Genomic DNA, 25,422 nt, shown 5'->3' with positions numbered 1-25,422 from the left:
ACTGAGAGGTCGCTATGGCCGGATTTAACGCAACGGTGCTTGCCTTGATTGCTGGGATCGTCATCGGCACGGTGCTGCGACCGGGGCTGTTGGAGGTCGCAATCGTCGGGGCTCTGGTTTACGCGGTCGCACGGGTCGGCCGACCGAAGCGGCGCCAGACCGGCGCAGAGCGGCACCTCGCGTAAGAAACGGTGGCGGAACGGATTGCTGGTCGCGGCTTCGTGTGGGCGAATACAGATTTTGACAGGATCGACAGGATTCACCGGATGAAGACCGATTGGTTGAAATCCTGTTGATCCTGTCGATCCTGTCAAAATTGTCTTGTCTCAGCCATCGCGTGTTGGTGCGACCCTCTCTCGCCTGCTTGTCTTAGTTCTGGCTCTCGGTCATGCTGACAAGGACCGACCGGAGCCAACGCCGTGACCGAGCAAGAATGGCTGAACTGTACGAACCCGAAGCCCATGCTGGAGTACCTGCGGGATAAGACAAGCGACCGGAAGTTAAGGCTATTCGCCGTCTTCTGCGAGCGGGAGTATCTACGGTTTCGTCCGGACATGAGCGAGGGGATCGGCTCTCAGTACGCTGCCACGACCGAGCGGTACGTTGACGGGGAGGCCACGTTCGAGGAATGGGAGGGGGTCCGCCAGTTCGTTCACGGGGCGTTCCACCATACCGACCCGTACTACCACGCTAGGTACGGCGTCGATAGCGCCGTCTGCTGCTGCTACACCGACGACAGCGTGAGGGAAGTCCAAATAGCAGCCGAGCACGCCGTCCTCGCGGCCGTCGTGCGGGACATCTTCGGCAATCCCTTCCGCCCCGTGGCCGCCGATCCGGCTTGGCTCACCTCCAATATCACTGCCCTCGTCACCGGCATCTACGCCGACCGCGCCTTCGACCGCATGCCCATCTTGGCCGACGCCCTCCAAGACGCGGGGTGCGACAACGCCGACATCCTGACCCACTGCCGCAGCGAGGCACAGCATGTGCGTGGGTGCTGGGTGGTCGATCTGCTGCTGGGGAAGGAGTAGCTCCGATGGCCGCCCCCGAAGCGTGCCGAAGCGAACAAGAAGCCCTTCGACATTGAGGAAGCGGTGCCACTTCTCCGGGAGGCCGTCGCACCGTACCCGAAGGCGGCTCTTTTCGAGCTTGCCGCGGCGGGGCACGATTCCGTTTTCGAGATCCTGATTGCGTGCATCGTGAGCATCCGCACGCAGGGGGCAACAGTTACGACACACCCTCAAGCTGCACCGAACTAACCACCCTGAATAATGTTAAAATTTAAAGATTGTGACGATTAAAAGGCTTGCGTCAGGAAAACGATAGAGAAGCGGGAGCACTTTTTCGAAGCCACTCAAGACGATTTGCCGATGACCATGTTGACGAGATGAGCTAACTGAGGTAGAGGCATGTGTACTATTTCGGACAACCCCCCAGAGGTAGCAGTGCTGGGCTGGGCGGCTAAGTACTTGAGGGAGGAAGAGCGTGCCGGGAGGAGCTACGAAGCTCGCCCCGGCACGCAAACGCAATGGATGATGTACGTCAACGGGGAACCGGTCGGGGATGAACGCAGGGATCGCCTGATGCACTTTCTGACACGGCTCGACCTACCTTCTACGCTCAGGGCACTAGGTCAGGAAACGACGAAAGCAGAACCTCAGTACTGGGTTAATGACTTGGACGAAGCCGTCATGTATCGACTGCTGCAAGAGCGGGGAGAGAGACCGGCGACGTAGCGAGGTAATCCGCCCCGGACTAACCACCCGGGGCTTTTCGTTCGTGCCGTCACTAAATACGGGCATGCTCAACGACACGCTGTACTCCCGTCTCTCGAACGACGCCACTCTTACCGCACTGGTCGGCAGCAATATTTACCCCGCAGCCACGTTTTCCAACGACGTAGCCACCCTGCCTTTTCTGATTTTCGACTCGGCGGCTGTAAGCACATCTGCACCGGCGATCGGCCCAAGTGCTCGACGTGCCCGCTGCTGTCCATGTGTCAGCAGGTGGGCGTCACGAGGCACGGGTGAGCCGTGAAAGCTCTCCCCAGTTTTTAAGCACTTCCTAATTGTTTCCGCGCGCGGGCTCTCACACAATACGTTCACTCTCTCATCACGCTCGCTCTCGCACCGTCCCGCTCGGAGTCCGTCTCATGCCCCGCGTTCTGAAGCCCGCCGCGCTCGGCGTGCTGTGCGCCCTTTTAATGCCCCCCACCCCGGCGACGCCGGCCGACACCGCGCCCAAGGCGCGCGCCAGCTCGGACGACCTGGACCGGCTGGTCATCGAAGAGGTGAAGGCCCGCACCGAGATCATGAAGAACCTGCGGTACCTGTCCGACGAGATCGGCGGGCGCCTCACCGGGTCCCCGAGCCTCGAAAAGGCGAACAAGTGGACCGCCGAGAAGATGAAGGAGTACGGCCTGGAGAACGTGCGCCTCGAGCCGTGGGAGATCCCCTACGGGTGGCAGCGCGGCAAGGCCGAGATGAAGATCGTCGAGCCCGACACCGGGCGCAGCCTGCTGGTCGCGTCCGCCGGCTGGTCGCCCGGCACCAAGGGCAAGGTGACCGGCGACGTGGTGATCCTCAACGTCCGCACCAAGAAGGACCTTGAGGCGTACAAGGGCAAGCTCAAGAACGCCGTGATCCTGCGCCAGCCCCCGAGCCGCGTGGCCCCGATCTCGGACCTCACCTACCTCGGCACCCGGCCCGAAAAGAAGGACGAGCCGAAGAAGGACGAGCCGAAGAAGGACGCCCCGCCGAAAGAGGAGTCCAAGAAGGCCGACCCCAAAAAGGACGACGCGGGCGACTCCGGCGTCTCGTTCAAGCTCCAACCGCCGGCCAAGGACGGGAAGAAGGAGCAGCCGAAAGAGCAGCCGAAGAAGGACGGCGGCGGGTTCGGCGGCGGGTTCCAGCAGTTCCAGAACGAGCTGAACGAGTTCCTCAAGGCCGAGGGCGCGGCGTGCCTCGTGTCCGACTCCGGCAAGCCGCACGGGCTGCTCGTCACGACCGGGGGCTGGGGCCGCGGCGACCGGGCCGCCGCCGAGGGCGGCATCGCCCGCGTGTACATGGCCCACGAGCACTACGACCTGCTGTGGCGGCTCGCGTCCCGCGAGAAGGCGACCACCCGCGTGGAGGTGGAGATCGAGAACAAGTTCATCCCCGGCCCGGTGGTCGTGTACAACACGATCGGCGAGGTGCGCGGGAGCGAGAAGCCGGACGAGATCGTGGTGGTCGGCGCGCACCTGGACTCGTGGGACCTGGGCAGCGGCACCACGGACAACGGCACCGGGAGCTGCGTGGTGCTGGAAACGGCCCGCACCGTCGCGAAGCTGGCGCGGGCCGGGAGCCCGCCGAAGCGCACCATCCGGTTCTGCCTGTTCAGCGGCGAAGAGCAGGGGCTGTACGGCTCGAAGAAGTACGTGGAGAAGTACAAGGACGACCTGCCCAAGCACTCGCTGGCGATCGTCCACGACACCGGCACCGGGAAGGTGACCGGGTTCGGGCTCCAGGGCCGCACCTACATGAAGGACATGCTGGACAAGGAACTGGCCGTGCTCAAGGGGCTGGACGGCTGGAAGGGGCTGACCACCGGCGGGATCGGCGGCGGCACCGACCACTGGCCGTTCCACCAGGCGGGCGTCCCCGGCTTCGCCTGCAACCAGGACGTGGACGAGTACCGGCTCACCCACCACACCCAGAGCGACACCTTCGATAAGGCGAAGGAGCCGAACCTGATCCAGGGGGCGCAGGTGATGGCGGTGACGGCGCTGCGGGTGGCGAACCTGCCGGAACTGCTGCCGCGGAAGTGACCGCACATCCGGTTGAAGAGTACATGTATTCTGTAGCCGGCCTCTGTAAGGCCGGTGGTATACGAATGATGTCGCTCCGGCCTCACAGAGGCCGGCTACAGAACACGGACCAACCGCGTTCGGACGTGACGTAACGGCCGCGGTCGGCGGGGCGAGAGGCACAGACCTCCCGCCCCGCCGACCGCGGCCATTTGGTTTGTCGGAGGCCAGGGCTTTCGGACCAGGGGCTTTCGCCCCTGGCTACGGACCCGGCGCCCCTTCAGGGCTGAAATGCAGAGGTTGTCTTTGAGCCCTGAAGGGGCGCCGGGTCCGTAGCCAGGGGCGAAAGCCCCTGGAAAGAGGGCGGGTGCCTTACTGCGAATCCGGGATCGGTGCAAGGGGCGGCACGTCCTGTCCTCGGGTGACCGGCGGAGCAGCAAACGGGTCGCTGCCTGTGGACGGTGGGGGCGGGAGCGCGGGTTGTGCCTTGGGAGGCATCGTGGCACGCGGGGCCGCCGGCGTGGCCGGGCGGGTGTTTGGCGCCGGCGCGGCTGGAACCGTGTTCCCGAAGGGGGAGCTGGGGACCGCCAGTGTCGGGGGGGTGGGGAGCATCTGACCGCCGTAGGTCGGGAAGTAAGACGTGGCCCCGCCGGCCGAGTGTTGTGCGTAACCGGTCGGCAGCACGATCACCAGCGTGTCCGGCTTGAACATCGTCAGCTCGCGCGGGTTCGGCAGCGAGCCGTTCGAGGAGATGAGAGCAACGACATCGGTCTTCAGCATCTCCTTCCACGCCTTCGGGGAGAGCCGGTTCCCCTTGATATCGAACACCGCAATGTCCGCTGGGTCGTAAGCGGTCGCCTGGACTGAGGATGTCATTTGGTAGCCCAGAATGGTCTGATCGCCGACCACCTGTTTCACCAGTTCCGCGCCGCCGACGCGGTTGCGCCTGACCAGCTTCCCGTCCTCAATGCGCACGACCGCCTGCGAAGGGAACGTCCCGTAGGGCACGTCGTCGTCTTCGATGCCCTTCGCCACGATCTTCTTCGCCTCCGGGAGCTTTTTCGTCGGTTGGGCAACGAACGGGGCGTCTTCAGCCACGAGCGGCTGCTCGGGCGCGGCCGGTGCGGTCTTCACGGCCGGCGCGCCGAGCTGCTGGGCCAGCGCGCCCCCCACCCCGATCAGCCCGCAGGCGAACAACCCGGCGGCGAACGTCTGCTTCAAGCGTGTCACGAGCATGGCCTTCAAGGCTCCTTCGGTGAGGGACGAAACTTCCGGCGGCGCGCCGGGCGGGACCGTGCCCCGCGCCAGCGCGAACCGCGCGGCCAACTGAACCGTTGTGTGCGTCAGGTTGTGGGGGACGACCGTGGCCGCCGCGTCGCGGGTCAGGACCGCGCCCGCTGCGGCGACCGACGCCGTGACCCCGCGCCGGGTCAGCCGCCCGGCGAGGAGCTTCCGCGCGTGGGCCAGCCGGCTCGACAGCGTGCCCTCGGGGACGCCGAGCGCCCGCGCCGCGGCCGACCGCGGCAGCCCTTCGAGGTCGCAGAGGACGACCGCGGCCCGGTACTTGTCCGGGAGCCGGGCCAACTCCTCGTCGATCACCCGGCGCAGCTCGGCGTTGTCGTCGGGCGGCTCCGGGCAGGCCGGTTCGGCGGCGGTGGGCACGACACGGTCCTCGGCACGGCGCCGGGCGGCGCGGGCGTCCAGGGCGGTGCGGAACGCGACGCCGTACAGCCAGTTCGCGAGCAACTCCGGGCGGCTCAGGTGTCCTGCGCGCTTCGCCAGAACGAGGAAGGCCGCCTGGAACGCGTCCTCGGCGTCGTGGGCGCGCCCGGTGACGCGGCGGCACACCGCGAGCACCATCGCCCCGTGCCGCCGCACGAGTTCCGCGAACGCGTCCTCGTCGCGTGCGTTCACGAACCGCGCGAGCAGGTCGCGGTCTGGCACGTCCGGCGTGCCGAGAACGACCCGGAGCAACTGCCGGGTGAGTGGTCGGGCTTCGGTGGGCATCGGTGTTCCCGCTGAACGCGTCACAACTGGTACTGGGGTGAAACCGCCCCGCGCGTCGGAGAAATTGAAAATTTATTCACGGCGGGGCGCGACGGGTGAGGAGAGGAGCACGAGCGGCGTTACTCCCTATTCTTCTCTCTGCGCCCTCAATCGCACTGTTTGCGGTGAACACGAGGTTACCTATGCCCACCGTCGCCGAGTTCGCCGCGTACCTGGAGCGGTTCGCCCCCTGTGCGACCGCCGCGGATTGGGACAACGTCGGGCTGCTGCTCGGCGACCCGAAGGGAGAGGTGGGCCGGGTGCTCACGTGCCTGACTCTCACGCCCGACGTTGCCGCCGAGGCCGTGCGCGAGGGCGTACATCTGATCGTCTCGCACCACCCCGTGCTGTTCCGCGGCGCGAAGAAGCTGACCGCGAACACCCCCGACGGCGAGGCCCTCTTGCCGCTTCTGCGTGCAAACATCGCAGTCTACTCGCCGCACACGGCGTTCGACAACTGTTCCGGCGGGATCAACGACGGGCTGTGTCAGAAACTCGGCGTGACGAACGCGGTTCCGCTGCGGCCGCGCGAAGCGAAGCGGCAGTGCAAACTCGTCGTGTTCGTACCCGACGCCGACCTTGCGAAGGTGTCCGACGCGCTGTTCGGGGCTGGGGCGGGGGTGATCGGGCAGTACCGCGAGTGCAGCTTCCGGCTCTCCGGCACCGGCACGTTCTTCGGCACCGACGCCACCAACCCGGCGGTCGGCCAAAAGGGCCGGCGCGAAGAGGTGCCCGAATGGCGGTTGGAGGTCGTGGTCCCCGAACCGCTCGTCTCGGGGGCGATCGCCGCGATGCGGAAGGCGCACAGCTACGAGGAGCCCGCATTCGACGTGTACCCGCTCAAACCGACCGCCAGTGGCGGCGAGGGGCGGATCGGCGAACTGGAGAATCCGACCACCCTGGGCGAACTGGCCCGGCGCGCGAAGGAGATGCTTCGCGCGAACGCCGTTCAGGTCGTGGGTGATATGGAGCGCCCTGTGCGCACGGTGGCCCTGGCGTGCGGTGCCGCGGGCGAGTTCCTGTCCGATGCCATCAGACGAAAGGCGGACGTGTTCCTCACCGGCGAAGTGCGGTTCCACGACGCGGTCGCGGCCGGTGGCGCGAACGTCGGCTTGATTCTCCCCGGGCACTACGCCACAGAGCGCCCGGCGGTTGAGGATCTGGCCGCGAAGCTGGGGGGCGATTTTCCGGGTGTTACGGTGTGGCCGAGCCGGGCCGAACGCGACCCACTCGCGGCGCTCTGATGCACGTGCCCGGCGGTAGTGCCGCGTTCTTGACGAGCCGCGACCGCCAGGGAGCGGGGTACGTGGCACCGCTCCCTGGCGGTCGCGGCTCGTCAACAAACGTGATACCCATTGCGGGTTCATGTATGAGCATTTAGACCGTTGACTCACGCCCGCCCCAACGCTATGAGCCCCCCAAGTGACGCAGGAAGCGTTGGGGGGAGCGGAATGAGTGGGCGACGCATGCTGATCGCGGTGGCGCTGGCGTGCGGGCTGTGCGTGTGGGGGTACGCGCGGTCCGGGGACCAGCCGGTAACGGCGCACGGGTTCGAACCGATTTCTTCGGAAGAAGCCGAATACGACGAGGAGACCCGCGACGACGCGGCCAACCGGTACCGCACGAACCAGCCTCGGCACTGGCGGTACATGGCGGTCGGGAACAGCTACTCGCACTGAACCCGCCGCCCGCGGCTGGTATCATGGACGCGAACACCAACCTTCGCGCCCGTGACCCAGCACATGGCCCTGATCCACATCGACCCGGTTCCGCCGCGGTGCCCGCCCGGGGTCGTTCTCGCGTTCGTCTGCGGCGGTGGGAAGATCGACTCGAAGCACGTCGGGAAGATCGCGTTCGTGGGCCGGGGGGCCACGGTCGAGGTGCCCGACGGCAAAGCCGCCGCGATCGTGAACGCGCTGGACGGCGCGACACTTCAAGCCAAGCCGGTGCGGGTGCGGTTCGCGGGCAAAGCGGACTTCACCGACGCGAACCACCTTTCCAACCTGTCGCACCTGCTGGACCTGGAAGCCAAGGCCGAACAGGAAGAGGCCCGACGCCGCGCGCAGGCCGAAGAGGGCTCGCCCGTCGGCGACGGCTCGACGCTGACAAAACTCGTCCTGCGCGACTCGGAATTCGGGCTCGGCGGCCGGTTGCTGCTCACCTTCGGCCGCAAAACGCTCAACGAACCGCTCCCGCCGTCCCGCCTCGGCCCCGGGGCGCCGGTGCTCCTCAGCCAGACGAACGTGAACCGCCGGGTGCCGTCGTACCGCGGCGTGATCTACGACCGCGACACGGCCACGATCGGCGTGGCGATCGACCCGCCGGACGACGACCTGCCGGACGAGGCGGTCTGGCGGCTCGACCTGTCGCCCGACGAGGTGTCACGTTTACGCCAGCAGGACGCGCTGCGCCGCGCCGCGAGCGCCACCGGCGACCGGCTCGCCCAACTGCGCGAGGTGCTGCTGGGGGAACGACCTACCCCCCCGGCCCCCCTCCCTAAAGGGAAGGGGGAGGAAGGCGGCCCCCTCCCTGAAGGGAGTGAAGACAACCCACCCCCCAGCCCCCTCCCTGAAGGGATGGGGAGTGAAGACGAACCGCCAACCACGTCCGATACGCCATCCGTTTCTGGAGCGAGTTCTCCCCCCTCCCTTCAGGGAGGGGCTGGGGGTAGGTCGCCTTCCACCCTCAACGAGCCGCAGCGCGACGCGGTCGCGTTCGCACTGGCGGCGCCGGACTTCGCCATCATCCACGGGCCGCCCGGCACCGGAAAAACCACGACCGTTGTCGAGTTCATCCGCAAACTGGTCGCCCGCGGCGATAAGGTTCTGGCGTGCGCGCCCAGCAACCACGCGGTCGATAACCTCCTCGAAAAGTTGCTCGGTGTGGGCGAACTCCCGGTGCGGCTCGGCCACCCGGCGCGGGTGATGCCGGAGCTTCGCGCCCGGGCCATCGACATTCTCGCCGAGAAGCACCCGGACGCACGCCAGGCGCGCAAGGTGGCCCGCGAGGCGTTCGCGCTGTTCCGGCAGGCGGACAAGTGGACCCGCGAAAAGCCGCAACCCGGCGAAAAGGCCGCGCTCCGGAAAGAAGCCCGCGAGATGCTCACCGAGGTGCGGCGGCTCGAAGCCAGCGCCACGGAGCGCGTGCTCGACGAGGCGAGGGTCGTGTGCGCCACGCTCACCGGGCTCGACAGCCAGTTGCTCGGTCAGCGCCGGTTCGACGTGGTGGTGATCGACGAGGCGTGTCAATCAACCGAACCTGCGGCGTGGGTCCCGCTGTTGCGCGCGAACAAGGTCGTACTCGCCGGGGACCACTGCCAGCTCCCGCCGACCGTCCTTTCGCCCGAGGCCGCGGAGCGCGGGCTCTCGGTCAGCCTGATGGAGCGGCTGGTGCGACAGTTCGGGCCGGGCGCGTCGCGGCTGCTCACGGTCCAGCACCGGATGCACGCGGCCGTGATGGGGTTCTCCAATGGCGAGTTCTATGACAGCCAACTGGTTGCGCACGAGAGCGTCGCCGCGCACCTGCTCTGCCATCTGCCGGGTGTCGCGCGTGACCCGCTCACCGAAACGCCGGTGCAGTTCATCGACACGGCCGGCGCGAGTTACGACGAGGAACTGGAAGAAGACACCGGGAGCCGCTTCAACGCGCAAGAGGCCACACTTGCGGTGAAGAAGGTCCGTGCGTTACTCGCGCTGGGGATAGCGCCTTCGCAGATCGGACTGATTACGCCGTACCGGGCGCAAGTGCGGCTGCTGCGCGAGAAGCTCGCCGACGTTCCGGGGCTGGAGATCGACAGCGTGGACGGCTTCCAGGGGCGCGAGAAAGAGGCGATCGTTGTTTCGCTGGTGCGCTCCAACAACGAGGGCGAGATCGGGTTCCTGTCCGACACCCGGCGCACGAACGTGGCGTTCACCCGCGCCCGGCGCAAGCTGCTGGTGATCGGCGACAGCGCGACACTGGCGAGCGACCCGTTTTATCAGCGGATGCTCACGTACTTCGAGCAGATCGGCGCGTTGAACAGCGTCTGGGAGGAAACCGAGTGATACCGGCTCCGACGCACGAGCCATCTGCAACTATCGAGGCGAGGGTGTTCGGTGCGCGGTGCGTTGACCCACCCCCCGGCCCCCTCCCTGAAGGGAGGGGGAGAGGATGCCGCGCCCCCCGTATTCGATTCGCGAGCCGCGGCCAGCGTGTCTTCTCCCCTCTCCCCTCAGGGAGAGGGCCGGGGGGGGCTCGGGGAGCATGGGGTGTAACGGGTGTTACAGCGCCGCTAACGGGGCGCCGACGGGACAGTAGCGGGACTGGAGCTACCCCGCCCGCTACCCACTCGCTACCTGTTCGCTACCCACTCGCGGGCGGGTTGATGCCGACGAATCGCCCGCACAATCCGCACATGCGGACCGCGCGGCCGGGCCAAAGAAGCCGCGGAAGTACCTGGGTTTTCGATCGTAGGGTTGAGTTTCTGATTCAGGGTCCGACTGGTGTGTCTGTTTTTCGTGGCACAGACATTCCTGTCTGTGCGGCCTTCTCGCGCTGTACAGACAGGAATGTCTGTGCCACAAAGGCAAAAACCAAAACGGACACCAACAGCCGGTTCGTGTATGAGAGGGTTACGCGCAGCCTGGGGCGTGAAGCCTTGGCGCCCTGGCGACAAGTGAGGGGTCGAGATCCCAAGCAACAACTCGCGGGAAGCGACAGGAGCCGGAATGACGCCCGACCTCAAAGAGACCGCGCACGCCGCGCTGTGCCTGACCGAAGCGCCGTACCTGAAGCATTACAAGCGTGGGCGGTTTCGTGTGTGGGAAGGCGTCGCGTTCGTCGCGAGCGAACTCCCGGGGCCGGGCTTCAACTTCGCCGCGGTGCTGCGCCCTTCCGCGCCGTCCCTGAACGAACTGCTCCCGGTGGCGCGGGATTTCTTCGCCGACAGCGCTGCCGGATGGGGCGTGCTGGTGGAAGGCAACGCGGGGCACCCGATGGAGGCCGAACTCCGCGCCCGCGGGTGGGCGGTCGATGAAGACGAACCGGCCTACGTGCTGCCGGCGCTCGATTCGATCGGCACTCACCCCGTACCACCGGACCTGACGATTCGCAGAGCGGAAGGGCAGGTGGGCGCGGACGTGTACAAGGCCCTCACCGCGGCGGCGTTCCAGGCTCCCCCGGAGTTCGCCGACCTGATGGTGCCGTCCGTGAACTTCATGTTCGATCCCGACATCGCGATCTTCATCGGTTCTGCGGGTGGTATCGACGTGGCCGCTGCCGCGTACTCTCGGGCCGGTTCGACGGCGGTGCTCTGGGGCGTCGCGACACTCGAACCCTATCGCGGTCGCGGTTACGGTGCGGCGGTGTCGCGGGCGGCGCTCGCACACGCCGCCTCGCAGGGATGCGATAACGCGGCCCTGCGATCCGGCCCGAAGAGCCGGCAGCTGTACGAGCGCATCGGCTTCAAGTACGTGTGCCAGCACCGCACCTACGCGGCCCCGGCAGGCGTGTAACGGGAGTTCGCCATGCATCCCGATGCCGACGCGCTCCTGGACGCGATCTTTGACGCCCCGGACGACGACACGCCGCGCCTCGTTTACGCCGACTGGCTCCAGGAGCACGGCCAGGAGGCGTATGCGCAGTTCATTCGGTTGCAGTGCGCCGCGGCCCGTCACCCGCTTTGGAGCGACGAGGCGAACCGGTTGTGGGAGGAGATCGGCCGGGTGTGGACGCGCTTGGACGAAGAATGGTGGCCAGCGACCCGGGACGATTGGGACCTGCGCAATGGCGCCCGACTCGATGCGACGCATTTTCACCGTGGGTTCCTCGGGAATCGCCTGGGCCTTACCTGCGATCAACTCGCACGCTACGGCATTTCTTGTTGGCCGTGGCTGCCGCTACCCGAAACAACGCTCTCGTCCGATCCAGAAGATGAGTACGACGATGACGAAAACGATAGTGAGGAGCCGCTGCATTCTGATCATGACGAAGGCGAAGAACCGGACATCCTCCGGTTGTTCCGCTTGCGTCGTCTGAGGGTGGTAGGGGGAGACCGGCCCCGCAGGCTCGGCTGTTGGCAGCTCATCGCTTCGCCGCGGCTGACGAACCTCGAAGTGCTCGATCTCAGCGCCCTTGGCCTGTCGAGTCGGTACGCCGAACAGTTGCTTGCCCCTGATCGCTTCCCCCGCCTCCGAGAGGTTCGGCTGAACGTGTTCGATTCGAACGGACCGCGCATCGGCTCCGCCGGGTGCTTGACGGCAGACATCGACACGTCCGCCATCTATCTCGCTCGATTGCGGCGCCGGTTCGATGCGCGATTCGAAAAGGTTGTTTGGTGCACGGACCCATAAATCGCGGTTGTCGTGGGCCGTGTCATCCGTCGTGTATGATGGAACCATTCACGGCGCGACACGGGCACTCGCGGGACACATGTCACACTCCATTCTCATCATCGACGACGAAGAGCCGATCGCGTGGGCGCTGCGGCGGGCGTTCGAGCGCGACAAGCACCGGGTGGCGGTTGCGGCGACCGCCGAGGACGGTCTCGTCAAGGCCCGGCTGCACCCGCCGGACGTGGTGTTCCTGGATGTCAAACTGCCCGGAATGGACGGACTCACTGCGCTCGGCGAACTCAAGAAGACGGCGCCCAACGCCGCGGTCGTCGTGATCACCGCGCACGGGAACCTGAACACCGCCGTTAAGGCGGTTGAGGGGGGCGCGTTCGACTACCTGGCGAAGCCGTTCGAACTGGCGCAAGCGGTGGACGCGACGAAACGCGCGCTCAGCAACCGGAGCGAGGACACCGGCGCGCGCGAATCGCTGGCCGAAGAGGACCACAGCCCCGATGCGATCATCGGGCGCAGCCCGTCGATGCAGACGGTGTTCAAGCGGATCGCGAAGGTGGCGCCGTCGAACGCGTGCGTGCTCATCACCGGCGAGAGCGGCACCGGTAAGGAACTGGTCGCGCGCGCGATCCACGCGAACAGCCCGCGGCGGCACAAGCCGCTCGTCCCCGCCCACGTCGCGGCGTTCAACCCGAACCTTGTGGAGAGCGAGCTGTTCGGGCACGTTAAGGGGGCGTTCACCGGCGCCGAGCGCGCCCGCGACGGGCTCCTCAAGCTCGCCGACGGCGGTACGGTGTTCCTCGACGAACTGGCGGACATCCCGCTCCCGGTGCAGGCGAAGTTGCTCCGGGTGCTGGAGCGCCAGGAGGTGCAGGCGGTCGGCGGGAGCGACTCCCAGACCGTGGACGTGCGGATCGTGTCCGCGACCCACGCCGACCTCTCGTCCGCGGTGCGCGAAGGGAAGTTCCGGCACGACCTGTTCTTCCGCCTGAACGTGTACCCGATCCACCTGCCGCCGCTCCGCGACCGTGTGGACGACATCCCGTTCCTCGCCGAACACTTCTTGCGGAAGTTCGGGGTGCTGAACCCGGCCGGCGCGGTCCCCGCCGAAACGATCGCGTTCCTGAAGTCGCGCCCGTGGCCCGGGAACGTGCGCGAGCTGCGCAACGCGCTCGAGCACGCCGCGATTGAGTCCCGGGGCGGTCCGCTCCGGCCCGAACACTTCCCCGAGCCGAGTACGGCGGCGGGGCCGGTCTCGCTCACCGAGCGGCTCCGCTCGCTCGCCACCGAGTGGGTCCGGGAGCAGGTCCAGCAACTCGAAGGCGAAGAGCCCGCGGACCTGCACCTCAAGCTGATCGAGGCGATCGAGCCCGCGGTACTCGACGAGACGCTGCGCCAGGTGGACGGCAACCGACTGGTGGCGGCGCGGTGGCTGGGACTGGCGCGCGCGACCGTGCGGAAGCTGATTCGGAAGTACCACCCCGAGACCGTCGACCCGGACGGTGACGAATAGCCGGCGAAGAGGATGGCCGCAAAGAAGCACAAAAGAGAGGCAGGGCGGAGGAGTGGTTGGGCTTATTCCTGTGCTTTCGTTCTCTGCTTCCTTTTGTGCTTTTTGTGCTTTTTGTGCTTTTTTGCGGCCATCCTCTTTGTCTTGATTCCCTCCCCGCGCACGGTTCCAATTCATCCCCACAATCCGCGAGGAGAGCCAATGCGTCGCGTGCTCGCTTTATGTTTGTTCGTTGTGGCGGTCGGCAACCTATCGGCCGCGCCCGAGCGCACCCACGACATCACCCCCGCCGATTACGCCGGCGTGAACACCATCACCGAAATCGCGCTCTCGCCCGACGGCAAGCAGGTCGCGTACACGCTGGCGACGTGGGACAAAAAGGGCGACCGCCGGTCCACCGAGTTGTGGGTCGTTGACACCGACGGCAAGGGAAAGCCGAAGCAACTCACCACCGACCGCGCCAACGACCGGCACCCGAAGTGGTCCGCCGACGGGAAGGCCGTCTACGCCCTCGCGAACCGCAAGGGCAAGGCTCAGGTGTGGAAGGTTCCGCTCGACGGCGCGCCCGAAGCGGTCACCAGCGCGAAGGGTGGCGTGATCGGCTACGACTACGCCCCGAAGGCCGATGCAGTTTTCTACACGGTCGATGACACGGTCACGGACAAGGGCGATTTCCTCGAGCTGCGCGAGAAGTTCGCCAAGATCGAGTACGGGCACAACAAACGCACCGTGAGTAAGTTGCTCCGCATCGATCCGAAAGAGGAACCGCGCGAGGTCCTCGCGAACGGCCGGTACATTCGCGAGTTCGCCGTCACCACGGACGGCAAGCGGGTTGCGATGGTTAGCGCGCTCGACGACACCGTCATCCGCTCGGAAGGCGAATCGCGGGTGGACGTGTGGGAGGACGGAAAGGTGACCACCCCACCGACGGACGTGTATCGGGCCAAGGCCGCGAGCCCCTATGCATGGCTCGAAGGGCTGGCGTGGAATCCCGCGGGCACCCGGTTCGCGTTCTGCGCGATCCACGACGCGTACCCGGCCGAGATCATCATTGGTGAGTGGGGCGAGGGAAAGTGGACGACCGGTCGGATGAATCGCACGAAGCTGGTCGGTCCGGAGCGGTCGGAAGGGTGGGTTCACGTCCACGGATACGGAAGCCCGCTCCAGTGGACCGGTAACGACGCGCTTTCGTACCTGCAGGAGCGGGCAGGGCAGGTCAACGTGCGCACTTACGTGTTGAAAGACGGGGCGACGCACGTTCCGCCACCGGATTACCAAGAGTCGACGGTCGAGTACGCGGTGCATTTCGCCACCGCGCCGCTCCGGGCCGTCATCGCCGGTAGCCAGAACGGGCTCCCGGTGCTCAAGGTGCAGGCCAAAGCGACCGGCGAACTCGAAACGCTCGTGGACCCGAACCCGCACACCGCGAACTGGAAGTTCCCGAGCGTCAAACACATCGCGTGGAAGGCGCCCGACGGTACCGAAGTCGGCGGGCCGCTGGAACTGCCCTACGGCTGGAAGAAGGGCGACAAGCCTTTGCCGCTCGTCGTTGCGATCCACGGCGGGCCGACGACCTCCAGCCCGAACGACCTGCGGTTCGACCCGCACAACGGCCGGCTCTACTTCGCCGCCGCGGGGTACGCCGTGCTGTGCCCGAACTACCGCGGGTCTACCGGGTACGGCGACAAGTTCGTCACCGACCTGATCGGCAACGAGAACGACGTGGACGTGAAGGACATCATCGCCGGCATTGAGCACCTCATCAAAGAGGGGGTCGCGGACCCCGAGCGGGTCGCGGTGATGGGCTGGAGCAACGGCGGGTACCTCACGAACTGCCTCATCACCCTGAAAGACCCGCCGGTGAAGATCAAGGCCGCGTCGAGCGGCGCGGGCATCCTCGACACCGTGGCCGAGTGGGGGTTCAACGACGAGCCGGCGTACCCGGTGGTGTTCAAGAAGGGGACGCCGTGGGAGCAACCCGGGATCTACAAGAAGACCTCGCCGATCTACGGCCTGGGGAACGTCACCACGCCGACGCTGATCCACGTCGGCGGGAACGACGATCGGTGCCCGCCGGGTCACAGCCGGATGCTGTATCGAGCGCTGAAGGAGTACAAGAACGTGCCGACGCAACTGTGCGTGTACCCGAACCAGCCGCACGGGCTGGGCGCACTTTCGTTCCGCACCGCGAAGATGGAATGGGATCTGGCCTGGTTCGATAAGTACCTGAATAAGAAATAGCCCAAGCAGGCAGAGTGTGTATTTGACAGGATTAACAGGACTGAAGCAAAAGAGTTGGCGTATTGTCTTTCAAATCCTGTGTATCCTGTTGATCCTGCCAAAAATGTCTGCGCGGTTTGAGGGGCTGTCGCGAGCGTCGGTGCCGGCGTAACCCTCGTGGACGTAACGTTCGGGAACGGCGTGTTCGTTGGTGCCGCGTGGAAGGGCCGGCTGTTCGCTTCAATCGACGGCGTTAACTGGAAAGAGACACGTAAGGCCGAACGGCTTGCGGTCGTGTTCGGTACCGTCGGCGGGTGAGCCTTCGCCGCCCCGCCGCTCGCGCGTAGAACATCGCTATGAACACACTCATTCGTTCGATCGCGCTTGCGGCTCTGGCCGCGACGGCCGGGCTCACACACGCGCAGCCGCCCGAAGAGAAGCCCCTGCCGCCCAAGGTGCCTGCCGAGAAGGTGGGCGGGCCGCCGGTGGTCAGTGCCAAAGGGTGGGCGGTGGCCGACGGCAAAACCGGAAAGGTGCTGTGGGGCGGGAACGAGAAGGACCCGCTCCCGATTGCCAGCACCACCAAAATCATGACCGCTTACATCGTGCTGAAGCTCGCGGCCGAGGACGCGAAGGTGCTCGACGAAGTCCTCACGTTCTCCGAGGCCGCGGACAAGGTCGTGGGCAGTTCGTCCGACCTGAAGGCCGGCGACAAGGTCGCCGTTCGCGAGCTGCTTTACGGGCTGCTGCTGCCCTCAGGTAACGACGCGGCGCACGCGTTCGCCGAGCACTTCGGCCCGCGGTTCAAGTCGGTGGGCAAGGAACAAGACCCGGTCGCGAGCTTCGTCGCGCAGATGAACGCCACCGCGAAAGCGCTCAAGATGGGCGAGACGAACTACCTGGACCCGCACGGGCTGACCCGCAACGTCGCCAGCCCGCGCGACTTGGTCACGCTCGCGTTCCACGCGATGAAAGACCCGGCGTTCGCGAAGTACGTCCAGACGCGGCGCCATAAGTGTACGGTCACGGACAAGGACGGCAACGCGCGCGAGGTGACCTGGAACAACACGAACAAGCTGCTCGACATTGAGGGCTACGAAGGCATCAAGACCGGCACCACGACCGCGGCCGGTGCGTGCCTGGTGTCCTGCGGCACCCTCAACGGGGACCGGCTGATCGTGGTGGCACTGGGCAGCACGTCGAGCGACAACCGGTACACGGACTCGCGAAACCTATACCGCTGGGCCTGGGCCGAACGCGCGAAGAAGTAAAGGCGGGTTTCACCGCAGAGGGCACGAGAGGGCGCAGAGAAAGAACATTACTCCTATCTCTTGGCTTTCTCTGCGCCCTCTCGTGCCCTCTGCGGTGAAACCCGCCTTTTGGCTTTTACGCCAGTTCGCGGATCGCCTGTGCGTCGGCGTCGATCGGGAAGTGCGGGCGGCCGTTCGCGTCGTACTCGCGGACCGCGTTCGGGTCCAAGCCGAGGTTCTTGTACAGCGTCGCGAAGATCTCCTGGTGCGTCACCGGCCGCGACGACGCCCGCTCCGCAAGGCGGTTGGACGAGCCGATCACCTGCCCCGTCTTCATCCCGCCGCCGGCGAGCAGTGCGCAGCTCAGTTGCGGCCAGTGGTCGCGGCTCGCCATGTTGTTGATCTTCGGCGTGCGCCCGAACTCGCCCCACACGATCACCGACACGTCCTTGTCCAACCCGCGGTCGTGCAGGTCCTCGACCAGCGCCGTGATGGCGGTGTCGAGCAGCGGGAAGTCCTTGCGGGCCTGCACGAAGTTCTTCCCGTCCGGCCCGTGCCAGTCCCACCGCGTGAAGTTCATCGTCACCACCCGCGCCCCGGCCTCCACGAGCCGCCGGGCGACGCAGAAGTTCCGCACCATCCGCGGCGCGCCGTCGCGCTCGAACGCCGGGTCGTCGACCCCGTACCGCTCCAGCACCTTCGGGTCTTCCTTCGACAGGTCGATCGCGTCCTTCAACCGGGACGAGGTGAGGATGTCGAGCGCCTGACGGTTGAAGGCGTCCATCCCGTCCATCGCGCCCTTGGTGTCCAGCTTCCGGTCGATGTCGTCGAACCCCTTCAGCAGGCCGACGCGGTCGTTGAGCCGCTCCAGCGTCACGCCTTTGAGGGTCAGGTTGTCCGACTTCATCCCGGTGTCGCGCCCGCCGACCATCTGGAACGGGGCGTGCTGGATGCCCAGGAACCCGCCGTCGCCGGGGTACCCCCAGCGCTTCTCGCCGCACGGGTACGCCAGCGACACGTGCGCGGGCACCGCCGGGTCGGCCTGCCCCTGCGACTTCGACACCCACGACCCGAACGACGGCCAGTGGCCCAGGTTCGCCGGGGTCCGCGGGCGCCCGGTCATGCACTGATAGGCGTCGTGGTCACCTGAGCTACCGACCAGCGAGCGGATGATGGTAAACTTATCCATCATCTTCGCGATCTTGGGGAACAGCTCGCAGATTTGGATGCCGGTGACGTTCGTCTGGATCGGCTTGAACTCGCCGCGCACCTCGGCGGGCGCGTCCGGCTTCAGATCCCACATATCGAGGTGGGGCGGGCCGCCGGGGAGGAAGACGTTGATGACCGCCTTGTGTGATGTTTTGACGCCGCTCTTGGCTTCTGCCGCGAGTAGGTGCGGGAGTGCGAGGCAGCCGCCGAACAACGTCCCGCCGACCGTGAGGAAATCGCGCCGGGTGGCGCCGTCACAGAACCCGCCGCGCGCGTGCGGCTTGCCAAAAATGGAAAGCATGGAAGGGCCTTAGCGGGGCAGGGTGGTGGGAGTCGTCCTGGCAGGAAGCTACACTACTTTTCGCCGAAATCGTGTCCGTTGTCCAGCAGAATTGGCACGCATTTTGGCAAGTGAGGCGCCCGCGATGAAGTGCGGCTACAACACCTCCGATCCGATCGAAGCGGACCTTCCCGTCGAGGCACCGATGGAAGCCATCCGGCTCCGGCCCAGAATGTTTCTCGGCGGTACCGGTTCACGTGGGCTTCACCAGCTACTGTTTGAGCTGGTGAACGACGCCCTGGGGCCGCTCTCGGGCGATCCGGCAGGCGTGGTGCGGGTTGCGCTCGATGCGGACGGATTTGTTGAAATCAGCGATGATTGCTCGCCGCCACTGAACGTGGAGGCGGTGTTCAGCCGCATGTCGGGTCTTCACGCCGCTGACAGCCGGTCGGTCGCGTGCGCTCTGTCCGAAGAACTCACGGCCCGTGCCCGGCGTTCCGGAGCGGTCCCGCAATGCACTTTCCGGCGCGGGCAACTCCACGCCGAAACACAATTCGGCGGTCCGCCAGATGACTGCGGCCTCACCGTGCGGTTCCGGCCCGATCCTGCGATCTTCGGAGCGGCGCGGTTTGATCCCGACATCATCCGAAACCGTCTCCAGCAGTGCGCGTTCTTGAACAGCGGCGTGCGCATCGCATTTGCCGACGAATCGAGCGGCACGGAGGACGTGTTCGAGTATCCGGACGGCATTGCGGATTATGTGAAGTGGTTAAACACGAACCGCACGCCAGTTCATGCGGAAGTGATCGCCTTCGACGGCGAAGCGGGCGGCGTCCGCTACGAGGTCGGGTTGCAATGGTGCGCAGACGCGGACGCGCTACCGGTGTCGTTCGCTAACGGTTATTGCACGCGACTGGGTGGAACCCACACGACGGGCGTCCGTGCGGCGGTCAAGGACGTGGTGCGCACGCTGTTGTGTGAGATCGCTCCGGGCGAAAAAGTCGAGCGCGATGACGCGCTGGGCGGCCTAACGGCGGTTGTGTCCGTGTGCCTCGCCGACCCTTTATTCACAGGCGAAACTCGCGACCAAATAGTGAATCTTGAGGTGGAACGGATAATACGTGCTGAGGTCGGGCTGGCTCTGGGTGATTTCTTTGAGATGAATTGTGAGGTTGCGGACGCCATCGTGCGCCGGGTACTGGCCACCCGAAACGCGCGTGAAGCTCTCCATGCGGCTCGCAAACAGAAATGACGACGGGGCACGGGTCCGAGAACCCGCGCCCCGCGTGCAGCGTTCGGCTTCTTAAACCGTCGTGCGACCACTCCGGTCGGCGGTCAGCGCGATGTAGCCCCACAGCACGATCACGCCGCCGATGACGGACATGAGCCAGCCCGGCCACATGCGGTCGACGTTCGGGTCGTTCGCCCACGTCGGCCAGAAGGCCGTGGAGATCAGACCGCCGACCGCGGCCCCGATCACGCCCAGCGCGACCGTCAGGATGAGCCCCATCGACTGGCGCCCGGGCACCAGTGCCCGCGCGATCAGACCCACGACCAAACCCGTCACGATCCAGCTCAGCAACGACAACATGACTCGCTCTCCAGGTGGTTTTCGCAACCGGCTCAGTGCGGCCGGAACACCCGGAGATAAAGCAAGGGCCGTGCCAGTTTCGCCGCTCAGCGGCCCGCGGTTGCGGTCACGTCGTTGGTTACTACGATCACATCGCAGTTGCGATAAAAGTCGTAGTGCTTTGCGACCACTTGGGTTTGGACGGTCATCTTCGGTTCGACCCGCTCGGTCCACGTTTTCTCGGGGATGAACAGGTATCCGGGAGTTGGGAGCGAAAAGAACTCGGCGACCTTCTCCGCGTTCATCGTCTCGACCACCTCGCGCCGCGCGTAAAACACAACGCTCGGCTGGAACCAGTCGCAGTGGGCGAGTCGCACGTCACGCGACGGGTCGTCGACGCCGCTCGCCCGCACCAGTTCTTTGGGCGCCTTGTACGGGTCGATCACAAGCGCCGGGAACGCAGCCGTCAGCCCCGTGAACACGACCGCTCCGATGCCGGCCGCGCGCACGAACCGATCACGGTTCCCCGCCCGGAGGGCGAACGCCATCACGACGGCCGTTGCCAGCGGCACCAGCCCGATGACGGCCCACGGCCCCAACCCCGGGAACATCCGTGCGGTTGGCGGGAGCACCGGCACCGTGTTGCCCGCGATGAGCATCCCGACGCCAACGGCAATCGCCGTAAACGCCAGCCCCGCGACCCCTGCCGGCATGAGCCACTTCGGGAGTTGTAACTCGCCGTCGCGCCACCGGATCAGGAACCGCGCGGTCAGGATCGCGAGCGCCGGGTACAGCGGCAGGATGTAGTTCGGCAGCTTCGTGGCCGCAACGGAGAAGAACACCAAGTACGACCCGAACCAGCAAACAAGGAAGCGGAAGGGGCGAGGAGAAAACCCATCACCCAGCTCGCTACCTGAAGGGCGGGGGAGTTCGAACGAAGCGCCTTGCGAACTCAATTCTGCGGTGCCTTCTCTCCCGTGCCCTTCAGGGAGGGGGCTGGGGAGTAGGTTATTCGCCCCCCGTATTCCGTACCACACGGCCGCGAGCAGGAACGCGCTCCACGGCACGAACAGCACCATCAGAGCCGCCGCGTGGTAGTAGATCGGCCCACGGTGGTTCTGCATCGGAGAAACGAACCGGTTCAGGTTCTCGTTTCCAAGGAACGAACGCAGCCACTGGCCGCGGGTTTCGGCCGTCACCAGCCCGTACCACGGACCGATGACCAGGAGAAACACCAGCAGCGCCCGGAAGATCTTGCGGTCCAGTAACCGGCTCAGTTCGCGGTTCCAGGCGAAGTAGAGCAAGAGGACCAGTCCCGGGAGCGCGACGCCGACCGGTCCCTTGGTCAGCACGGCCAGACCGCAAGCCGCGGCGGTCGGCACCCACCACCGGCGCGACCCGTTCTCGTGTCGCGCCCAAAACAGGTAAAAGGTCAGCACGGTGAACAGCAGCAGCACCGCGTCCGGGGTTGCCGCGTGCGCGAGGACACACACCTCCAGGGCCGACACCAGCACGATTCCTGCGAGCAACCCGGTGGCGCGGTCGAACATGCGTCGGGCCAGTTCATAGACCAGCAGCGCCGTCGCCCACGACGCCAAAACGGAGGGGAGCCGCGCGGACCACTCGTTGACTCCGAAGGCGGCGTAGCTGGCCCGCTGGAGCCAGTACAGCATCACCGGCTTCGCGGTGCGCAATTTGAAGTTGAAGGTGGGGATGACCCAGGTGTCGTTCTCGCGCATCTCGCGCGCGGCCTCGGCGTTCACACCCTCATCGACATCCCACAGGCTGGGCGCACCGAGATTCGGAAGCGTGAGCAGCGCGGCCGCGGCCACCAGAACAACATAATCGCGAACCCGCTCCCGCATGTCTGCTCCCTCCAGGGCCGGGAGCATAGCCCAAACGTCCGACCGGCGGAAGCGGAACTCGGTCCGCGGCGCGAGCGGGCGCAACTGGCGCAGGTGTGGGAACGTGTGACGAGCGGCGCCGGGCTTTTCGCACCGGCGGGAACGGTCGTTACTTCGTGGGCGGATCGCCGGGCGTCAGTTCGTCGAGCGTGCGGAGGAGCTGCTTCATCGTGACGCCGGGATCGACCAGCACAGCCCCGTGCTGGTGGGTTCGGGCCTCACGCCGCCACCCGGTCTGGTCCTCACCCAGAATCAGTACCACGGCGACCTCCATGCTCGCGTTGTCGGCCGCGCGAAGCACGTCGTTGAACGCGGTCACGCCTTCGCGGCCCACCGTGCGGGCGTCGATGATGAGGGCGTGGTACGCCTGCTGCTGGTACCGCCGCAGCGCCTGGTTGGGGTCGATCGTGAGGATCACCCGGTAGCCGGCGGCCTTGAACTTGTCGCGGAACGCGTCCTGGAGCTTCTGGTTCTGTTCCACCACGAACAGCGTCTTCGGCCCGCTCGGCCCGCGCGCCACGGCCCCGCCCGCCAGTTCCGCCCGGCACGCCTGGATCGCCTCGACCAGTTGCGTCGGGTTCTGGAACCGCTCGGCCGGCTCGAACGCGACCATTTTGGCCAGCAGGCGCAGGAGCGGGGGCGTCAGTCCCAGAGCCGGCCCCTGTGAGCGGAGCGTGTCCTCGACGTCCGTGTACCGCCGGGCCTGCATCCGCGCCTGTCGGTCCTTGGTCACCGGCATCAGCGTCGCCCCGGTCAGGCACTCGTACAGCACCGTACCGAGGAAGTAGATGTCGCTCCGCACGTCCCCGGCTTTTTGGTTCGTGGCCTTCTCCAGGCCGGCGTAGTCGACCGTGCGGTCCACCGCCACGTCGTCGTCGCGGTCGTCCTGCCGCTGGAGGTGGACCGAGGAGTTCTCGGTGATCTCCGCGAGCCCGAAGTCCACCAGCTTCGCCTGCCCGGTGGACACCGCGATCAGGATGTTGGTCGGTTTGATGTCCCGGTGCGTGAGCCCGCGGGCGTTGGAGTACGCCAGCCCCTGCGCGCACTCTTCCAGGATGCGCAGCGACTCGTCCGGGGTGAGCTTCTTCCGCGCCTGGAGCAGGTCCCGCAGGTTCCCGCCCTCGACGAACTCCATCACGATGAAGTACTGGCCGGTCTTGGAGTCCTGGTTCACGGCCAGCACCGACACGATGTTCGCGTGCCGGATGGTCATCCCGAGCTGGCCCTCACGGCGGAACAGGTCCACCTTCTGCTTGTCCTGGGTCCACTTGTTACGGAGCACCTTCACCGCGACCACCTGCCCGGTGCGCGGGTCGTCCCCGCGGTACACCCGGCCGAAGCTCCCGGACGCGATCTTGTACAGCAGCCGGTACCCGCCCAGGACGTACCCGTCGGTGTCGCCCTTGAGCAGCTTGTTGCCCTGCCACGGGGTGAGCTGCCGCTTGCGTTCGAGCAGCCGGACCATGTCCGCGGCGGGGGCGGACTTATCGCCCAACTCGTCGAGGGCGTCCCGCACTTGGTCGAGGGTGATCAGGCCGAGGCGAACGGCCAACTGGCCGATTCCGGACGCGTCGAGGTTGACGGACATGGCGCCAGTTGGGACCGGAGGAGGGACATAGTTCAAGGGCACCCGCACACTCGGGTGCAGTTACCTTACCACCCGCGCGGGGGCCACGCAATCCGGCTGCCTTCCCCAACTTCCGGTTGGCGTTGCAACGCCCCGCCGGGCCGCTATAAGCGGTCCGCGTGTGGCCCGTCCGTCTCGCACCGCGGTTTGAGGCGACCCGTGACCGCTGTCCTGCTAACCCTCGCACTGAGCCCGGCGGCCCCGCCCGAAGCCCTCGGCCTCCAGCCCGGCGCCGAACTCACCTTCGTCGGCAAGGTCGAAGAGGCCGTCGAGCGGCCCGGCACGCGGTTCCTGCGGACCCAGGCGCTCGAAGTCCGCGTACTTGTGCTCGAGAAGCAGGACGCCTGGACCGATGCGGCGATACTCACACTGCTCCGCCGGGGCGACGATGCCGTGACCGGGGCGGTGGGCGCGGTCACCGGTGGGACCGTCGAGAAGGCCGCCCCCCCGGCGGTGCGGCTCGACCTGGTGCGGGTCCACGCGGACGGCACCGTCCACCACCTCCAGCCCACCGGCGCGCCCCCGTTCACGCTGGACGCGAAGACCCCGGCCCGGGCGCCCCCGGCGATCCGCCTCGACGCGTTCACGCCGTTCGAGTTCGGAATGTTCCCGCCGCGCCCGCCGCGCACCGACCCCGAGAAGGCCTGGACCCGCGCCGCGGCCGATCCGTCCCGCCCCGCCGAGGTGTGGCAGCTTCAAGGCACCAAGTTTGTTACCGGCGAGCGGTGCGCGGTGCTGGTGGCCAACCAGCAGCACCCGAACTGGGACAAACCGGTGGGCGGGCGCACCGCCTGGCACCGGGCCGACGAGGTGTGCGTGGCGCCCGACGGCGCCGCCCGCCAGGTCCACCGCGTCATCCGGCACCGCGACGGCACCGACACCGCCCTCGCCGCGTGGGTGGAGGTGAAGTACGAGTTGAAGGAACAGGCCCCGGTGGCCGGGCGCACGCGCGACCGCTACCGGCGCGACATCGAGACCGCGCTCGCCGCGGGCGCCGAACTGGCCCCGTTCCTCGCGGACCCGGTCCGGCACGGGCCGCGGTTCTTCGAGGCTAAGGGCGCGAAGCTCGACGCGTACCTGGACGCGGCCGACGAATCGAGCCCGTACCGGGAGGCCGTGCTGGCCGTGCGCCGGCAGGTGACGGCCGCCGCCCGGGGCGAATCGGTGTCCGCCGCAGGGCCGCTCGCGGTTCCGGTGAAGCGGAGCCCGTGGCCCGAACCCAACCGGCCGGCTCCGGACTTTACGGCGGGCCGCTTTCGATTGTCTGAGGGGCGCGGACAGCCGGCCCTCCTGGTGTTCTTCAAGCCGGGGAGCGAAACGACGGACCTCGCGCTGGCGATCGCGGACGCGCTGCACCGCAAGCACGGGCCGCGGGCCGCAATCGTGCCGCTCGCGGTGTGGGGTGACCCGGCCGACGGCCCCAAGGAACGGGCGCGGTTGAAGCTCACGGTCCCGGTGTACGACGGCGAGCAGGCGGACACGTCTTACGGAGTTGACTCGGTGCCGCGGTTCGCGCTCGTCGACGCACACGGAGTGGTGCGGTGGACGTTCTGTGGTGTGGGTGACGAAACCGGCGCGGAGGCACTGGCGCAGCTCGAGCGCCTACTCAAGCCAGCTTCGCCAGTCGGTGCGACCGGCACAACCGGCGGGGCCGCCCCCGGGGCGGCCGGTTCCGTCCCGCGACCGTGATTGTTTT

General features: G+C 66.7%; 19 protein-coding genes and 1 pseudogene. 15 read left to right on the top strand and 5 right to left on the bottom strand.

Annotated elements, in window-relative coordinates:
• Window positions 1-14: 14 nt before the first annotated feature.
• The 4 genes and pseudogenes from GobsT_RS38325 (at window position 15) to GobsT_RS30980 (ending at window position 3,808) form a co-directional block, all read left to right on the top strand.
• Window positions 15-185: a hypothetical protein gene (locus GobsT_RS38325; protein WP_010050210.1), complete on the top strand. Its 171-nt coding sequence runs from the start codon at window positions 15-17 to the stop codon at window positions 183-185.
• A gap of 234 nt (window positions 186-419) precedes the next feature.
• Complete coding sequence (locus GobsT_RS40085; protein ID WP_232068431.1) at window positions 420-1,031, top strand: hypothetical protein; 612 nt, start codon at window positions 420-422, stop codon at window positions 1,029-1,031.
• A gap of 909 nt (window positions 1,032-1,940) precedes the next feature.
• Window positions 1,941-2,030: pseudogene (locus GobsT_RS41285) on the top strand (endonuclease III); the annotation flags it as partial.
• 122 nt (window positions 2,031-2,152) lie between these two features.
• Window positions 2,153-3,808, top strand: a complete 1,656-nt coding sequence (locus GobsT_RS30980) for a M28 family peptidase (RefSeq protein ID WP_010050215.1) — start codon at window positions 2,153-2,155, stop codon at window positions 3,806-3,808.
• A 351-nt stretch (window positions 3,809-4,159) separates the two neighbouring features.
• Here GobsT_RS30980 and GobsT_RS30975 read toward each other — a convergent pair whose 3' ends face one another.
• Window positions 4,160-5,794 carry an RNA polymerase sigma factor gene (locus tag GobsT_RS30975; protein ID WP_010052273.1) on the bottom strand — a complete coding sequence of 545 codons (1,635 nt, stop codon included), beginning with the start codon at window positions 5,792-5,794 and terminating at the stop codon, window positions 4,160-4,162.
• Between the two features lie 182 nt (window positions 5,795-5,976).
• Here GobsT_RS30975 and GobsT_RS30970 point away from each other — a divergent pair, with 182 nt between their 5' ends.
• The 9 genes from GobsT_RS30970 to GobsT_RS30930 all read left to right on the top strand — a co-directional run bounded on the left by GobsT_RS30970 (window position 5,977) and on the right by GobsT_RS30930 (window position 17,157).
• Window positions 5,977-7,077 carry a Nif3-like dinuclear metal center hexameric protein gene (locus tag GobsT_RS30970; protein WP_010052271.1) on the top strand — a complete coding sequence of 367 codons (1,101 nt, stop codon included), beginning with the start codon at window positions 5,977-5,979 and terminating at the stop codon, window positions 7,075-7,077.
• A gap of 207 nt (window positions 7,078-7,284) precedes the next feature.
• Window positions 7,285-7,512, top strand: a complete 228-nt coding sequence (locus GobsT_RS30965) for a hypothetical protein (protein ID WP_148087934.1) — start codon at window positions 7,285-7,287, stop codon at window positions 7,510-7,512.
• Window positions 7,513-7,575: 63 nt separating this feature from the next.
• Window positions 7,576-9,876, top strand: coding sequence for an AAA domain-containing protein (locus GobsT_RS40080; RefSeq protein WP_010051440.1), 2,301 nt, complete (start codon window positions 7,576-7,578; stop codon window positions 9,874-9,876).
• A gap of 663 nt (window positions 9,877-10,539) precedes the next feature.
• The gene (locus GobsT_RS30950; protein WP_010049385.1) at window positions 10,540-11,325 is read left to right on the top strand and encodes a GNAT family N-acetyltransferase; all 786 of its coding nucleotides are present in this window, start codon (window positions 10,540-10,542) and stop codon (window positions 11,323-11,325) included.
• 12 nt (window positions 11,326-11,337) lie between these two features.
• Window positions 11,338-12,162 (top strand): TIGR02996 domain-containing protein, encoded by an 825-nt coding sequence (locus GobsT_RS30945; protein WP_010049386.1) that lies wholly within the window; start codon window positions 11,338-11,340, stop codon window positions 12,160-12,162.
• A gap of 79 nt (window positions 12,163-12,241) precedes the next feature.
• Entirely contained in the window at window positions 12,242-13,669 is a 1,428-nt protein-coding gene (locus GobsT_RS30940; RefSeq protein ID WP_010049387.1) for a sigma-54-dependent transcriptional regulator, read from the top strand.
• Window positions 13,670-13,867: 198 nt separating this feature from the next.
• Complete coding sequence (locus GobsT_RS30935; protein WP_010049388.1) at window positions 13,868-15,907, top strand: prolyl oligopeptidase family serine peptidase; 2,040 nt, start codon at window positions 13,868-13,870, stop codon at window positions 15,905-15,907.
• Between the two features lie 156 nt (window positions 15,908-16,063).
• Complete coding sequence (locus tag GobsT_RS38320; protein WP_010049389.1) at window positions 16,064-16,204, top strand: hypothetical protein; 141 nt, start codon at window positions 16,064-16,066, stop codon at window positions 16,202-16,204.
• A gap of 38 nt (window positions 16,205-16,242) precedes the next feature.
• On the top strand, window positions 16,243-17,157 hold the full coding sequence (locus tag GobsT_RS30930) for a D-alanyl-D-alanine carboxypeptidase family protein (protein ID WP_109570752.1): 915 nt from the start codon (window positions 16,243-16,245) through the stop codon (window positions 17,155-17,157).
• A gap of 115 nt (window positions 17,158-17,272) precedes the next feature.
• Here the strand turns inward: GobsT_RS30930 and GobsT_RS30925 are convergent, their stop codons facing one another.
• Window positions 17,273-18,646, bottom strand: a complete 1,374-nt coding sequence (locus GobsT_RS30925; RefSeq protein WP_109570753.1) for a DUF1501 domain-containing protein — start codon at window positions 18,644-18,646, stop codon at window positions 17,273-17,275.
• Window positions 18,647-18,770: 124 nt separating this feature from the next.
• Here GobsT_RS30925 and GobsT_RS30920 point away from each other — a divergent pair, with 124 nt between their 5' ends.
• Complete coding sequence (locus GobsT_RS30920; protein WP_109570754.1) at window positions 18,771-19,877, top strand: hypothetical protein; 1,107 nt, start codon at window positions 18,771-18,773, stop codon at window positions 19,875-19,877.
• A gap of 51 nt (window positions 19,878-19,928) precedes the next feature.
• Here the strand turns inward: GobsT_RS30920 and GobsT_RS30915 are convergent, their stop codons facing one another.
• The 3 genes from GobsT_RS30915 to GobsT_RS30905 all read right to left on the bottom strand — a co-directional run bounded on the left by GobsT_RS30915 (window position 19,929) and on the right by GobsT_RS30905 (window position 23,687).
• On the bottom strand, window positions 19,929-20,216 hold the full coding sequence (locus tag GobsT_RS30915) for a GlsB/YeaQ/YmgE family stress response membrane protein (protein ID WP_010041971.1): 288 nt from the start codon (window positions 20,214-20,216) through the stop codon (window positions 19,929-19,931).
• An 86-nt stretch (window positions 20,217-20,302) separates the two neighbouring features.
• Window positions 20,303-22,087: an ArnT family glycosyltransferase gene (locus GobsT_RS30910; RefSeq protein ID WP_081471699.1), complete on the bottom strand. Its 1,785-nt coding sequence runs from the start codon at window positions 22,085-22,087 to the stop codon at window positions 20,303-20,305.
• A 121-nt stretch (window positions 22,088-22,208) separates the two neighbouring features.
• Window positions 22,209-23,687 (bottom strand): serine/threonine protein kinase, encoded by a 1,479-nt coding sequence (locus tag GobsT_RS30905; RefSeq protein WP_010041975.1) that lies wholly within the window; start codon window positions 23,685-23,687, stop codon window positions 22,209-22,211.
• A 198-nt stretch (window positions 23,688-23,885) separates the two neighbouring features.
• On the opposite strand from GobsT_RS30905, the gene GobsT_RS30900 reads away from it, so the two are divergent.
• Window positions 23,886-25,415, top strand: a complete 1,530-nt coding sequence (locus GobsT_RS30900; protein WP_010041977.1) for a thioredoxin domain-containing protein — start codon at window positions 23,886-23,888, stop codon at window positions 25,413-25,415.
• Window positions 25,416-25,422 lie beyond the last annotated feature (7 nt).

This window comes from Gemmata obscuriglobus (assembly GCF_008065095.1).
Lineage (GTDB): Bacteria > Planctomycetota > Planctomycetia > Gemmatales > Gemmataceae > Gemmata > Gemmata obscuriglobus.
The sequence above is the reverse complement of the archived record's forward strand: the minus strand, read 5'-3'. Positions and strand labels throughout refer to the sequence as shown.

What these genes read in the sequence shown, in the direction of transcription:
- GobsT_RS30945 (WP_010049386.1), top strand. Translation starts at nt 11,338, where the DNA reads ATGCATCCCGATGCCGACGCGCTCCTGGACGCGATCTTTGACGCCCCG.
- GobsT_RS30925 (WP_109570753.1), bottom strand. Translation starts at nt 18,646, where the DNA reads ATGCTTTCCATTTTTGGCAAGCCGCACGCGCGCGGCGGGTTCTGTGAC.
- GobsT_RS30915 (WP_010041971.1), bottom strand. Translation starts at nt 20,216, where the DNA reads ATGTTGTCGTTGCTGAGCTGGATCGTGACGGGTTTGGTCGTGGGTCTG.
- GobsT_RS30920 (WP_109570754.1), top strand. Translation starts at nt 18,771, where the DNA reads ATGAAGTGCGGCTACAACACCTCCGATCCGATCGAAGCGGACCTTCCC.
- GobsT_RS38325 (WP_010050210.1), top strand. Translation starts at nt 15, where the DNA reads ATGGCCGGATTTAACGCAACGGTGCTTGCCTTGATTGCTGGGATCGTC.
- GobsT_RS30950 (WP_010049385.1), top strand. Translation starts at nt 10,540, where the DNA reads ATGACGCCCGACCTCAAAGAGACCGCGCACGCCGCGCTGTGCCTGACC.
- GobsT_RS30970 (WP_010052271.1), top strand. Translation starts at nt 5,977, where the DNA reads ATGCCCACCGTCGCCGAGTTCGCCGCGTACCTGGAGCGGTTCGCCCCC.
- GobsT_RS30980 (WP_010050215.1), top strand. Translation starts at nt 2,153, where the DNA reads ATGCCCCGCGTTCTGAAGCCCGCCGCGCTCGGCGTGCTGTGCGCCCTT.
- GobsT_RS30940 (WP_010049387.1), top strand. Translation starts at nt 12,242, where the DNA reads ATGTCACACTCCATTCTCATCATCGACGACGAAGAGCCGATCGCGTGG.
- GobsT_RS30910 (WP_081471699.1), bottom strand. Translation starts at nt 22,087, where the DNA reads ATGCTCCCGGCCCTGGAGGGAGCAGACATGCGGGAGCGGGTTCGCGAT.
- GobsT_RS40080 (WP_010051440.1), top strand. Translation starts at nt 7,576, where the DNA reads ATGGCCCTGATCCACATCGACCCGGTTCCGCCGCGGTGCCCGCCCGGG.
- GobsT_RS30905 (WP_010041975.1), bottom strand. Translation starts at nt 23,687, where the DNA reads ATGTCCGTCAACCTCGACGCGTCCGGAATCGGCCAGTTGGCCGTTCGC.
- GobsT_RS30935 (WP_010049388.1), top strand. Translation starts at nt 13,868, where the DNA reads ATGCGTCGCGTGCTCGCTTTATGTTTGTTCGTTGTGGCGGTCGGCAAC.
- GobsT_RS30930 (WP_109570752.1), top strand. Translation starts at nt 16,243, where the DNA reads ATGAACACACTCATTCGTTCGATCGCGCTTGCGGCTCTGGCCGCGACG.
- GobsT_RS30965 (WP_148087934.1), top strand. Translation starts at nt 7,285, where the DNA reads ATGAGTGGGCGACGCATGCTGATCGCGGTGGCGCTGGCGTGCGGGCTG.
- GobsT_RS30975 (WP_010052273.1), bottom strand. Translation starts at nt 5,794, where the DNA reads ATGCCCACCGAAGCCCGACCACTCACCCGGCAGTTGCTCCGGGTCGTT.